Genomic DNA, 1977 nt, shown 5'->3' with positions numbered 1-1977 from the left:
CGCGGCAACCGCCTCCGCGTCCCGCTCCGCGCAGAGGAAGCCGAAGCTCGCCGGCCCCGGCCCCGCCAGCGGCACGCAGGCCGCGACGCGGCCCACCGCGCGCCCGTCGCGCCAGGCCAGGAACCGCGCCACCGCATGGTCGCGGAGGAAGCCGTTCCAGTCCGGATCGAACAGCCGCTGCTCTTCCCATCGCAGCGGCACGCCCCAGCCGAGCGGGGCGAGGCGCGCGGGCAGATCGAGGAAGGCGCGCGCCTCGGCCGCCGCCGACACCCGCGCGACGCGCAGCGCGGTCACCCGCCCGGCACGGAATCGGCGGCCGCCGCGAGGGCCTGCACCGCCTCGCGGATGTCGCCCTCCTCATGCTCGGCGGAGAGGAAGAAGCGCAGCCGCGCCGCACCTTCCGGCACGGCGGGGAAGATGATCGGCAGCGCGTTCACGCCGCGCTCCAGCAGCGTGGCCGAGACGCGCGCGGCCCGCACCGAGCTGCCGAGCATCACCGGCACGATGCCGAGGCCCGCCGACAGCCCGGTGTCGAAGCCGCGCGCGCGGCAGAGGTCGCGCAGCAGCCGCGCATTCGCCTGCAGCTTCGCGACCCGCCAGGGCTCTGCCTGCATCACGCGCAGCGCCGCCAACGCGGATGCGGCAAGCGGCGGCGGCAGCCCGACCGAATAGACGAAGCCCGGCGCGGTGTGGCGCAGCCAGTCCACCAGCTCCGCCTTCGCCGCCACATAGCCGCCGCAGGCGCACAGCGTCTTCGACAGCGTGCCCATCCAGATGTCGACCTCCGACGGATCGACACCCGTCGCCTCGAAGGCGCCGCGGCCGGTGGCGCCCAGCACGCCGAGACCATGCGCGTCGTCCACCATCAGCCAGGCGTCATGCGCGCGTGCCAGCCGCACGAAGCCCGCGAGGTCCGGCACGTCGCCGTCCATCGAGTAGTGGCCCTCGACGACGATCAGCGCCCGCTCCGCACCGCGTCGCGCCGCGGCCAGCTCGCGCTCCGCCGCGCCCAGGTCGTTGTGCGCGAAGGGCAGGCGGCGCGCGCCCGACAGCCGCGCGCCCTCGACGCAGGAATTGTGGATCGCCGAATCGTGCAGGATCAGGTCGCGCGGCCCCATCATGTGGCCGATCAGCGTCACGTTCGTCGCGTGCCCGCTGACGAAGGCCAGCGCCGCCTCCGCGCCGTAATGCGCCGCCAGCGCCTGCTCCAGCGCCACATGCACCGGCCGCTCGCCGGAGACGAGGCGCGAGGCGGAGGCGGAGATGCCATGGCGCGCCATCGCCTCCGCCGCTGCCGCATGCAGCCGCGCATCGCCGTTGAGGCCGAGGTAGTCGTAGGAGCCGAAATTGATCAGCTCGCGCCCGTCGATCGTCGTGCGCGCGCCGGCACGCCCCTCATGCGCGCGGAAGAACGGGCTCTCGAGGCCGAGTGCGTCCATCGCGTCGCGCACCAGCTGCCAGTCCTTCAGGTTGCCGATCGCGCCGAAGCCGCGCGGATCGGCTGCCGCCGCCTCGTCCTGTCCCGCGCGCCGCCGCGCCAGCCGCTGCACCAGGGCAAGCCGCGCGCCGGCCGACAATCCGAAGCCCTGGCCCCGCATGGCTCCCCTCAATCCGCCGCGCTGACGCGGCCCGGCTCGAAGCTCTCGACGAGGGTCGCGATCGCCGCCTCCGCCTGCGGCGCCAGCACCGCGGCCGCGATCTGCCGCGCCAGCGCCGCCACGGTCAACTCCTCCGACAGGCCGGCGACCGGCACGGGCTGCGCCAGCCGCGCCTCCAGCGCGCCGCGCAGCTCCAGCGCGCCCAGGCTGTCGAGGCCGATTCCCGCCACCGCGCGCTCCGTGCCGACGGAATCGGCCGGCAGCCGCAGGATGCGGCCGATCTCCTCCTGCACCAGACGCAGGATCGCCGCCTCCGCCTCCGCGCGTGGCATGGCGACGAGGCGCGCGCGCAGGTCCGCGCCGTCCGACTCCGCCGCCT

At 75.5% G+C, this 1977-nt stretch carries 2 protein-coding genes and 1 pseudogene; all 3 read right to left on the bottom strand.

All coding sequences use genetic code 11. From position 1 onward, the window contains the following. A pseudogene (locus tag L2I40_RS22495) lies at positions 1 to 294 on the bottom strand (hypothetical protein); the annotation flags it as partial. Then, positions 291 to 1598 carry an aminotransferase class I/II-fold pyridoxal phosphate-dependent enzyme gene (locus tag L2I40_RS22490; protein WP_237217561.1) on the bottom strand — a complete coding sequence of 436 codons (1308 nt, stop codon included), beginning with the start codon at positions 1596 to 1598 and terminating at the stop codon, positions 291 to 293. The pseudogene L2I40_RS22495 and the gene L2I40_RS22490, both read right to left, overlap by 4 nt. 8 nt (positions 1599 to 1606) lie before the next feature. After that, on the bottom strand, positions 1607 to 1977 hold a 371-nt coding region (locus L2I40_RS22485; protein WP_237217559.1), incomplete at its 5' end, for an acyl carrier protein.

Origin of the sequence: Falsiroseomonas oryziterrae (assembly GCF_021864505.1) — a bacterium.
In the GTDB taxonomy this organism is placed as follows: Bacteria; Pseudomonadota; Alphaproteobacteria; order Acetobacterales; family Acetobacteraceae; genus Falsiroseomonas; species Falsiroseomonas oryziterrae.
This window is presented reverse-complemented; position numbering and strand designations above follow the sequence as displayed.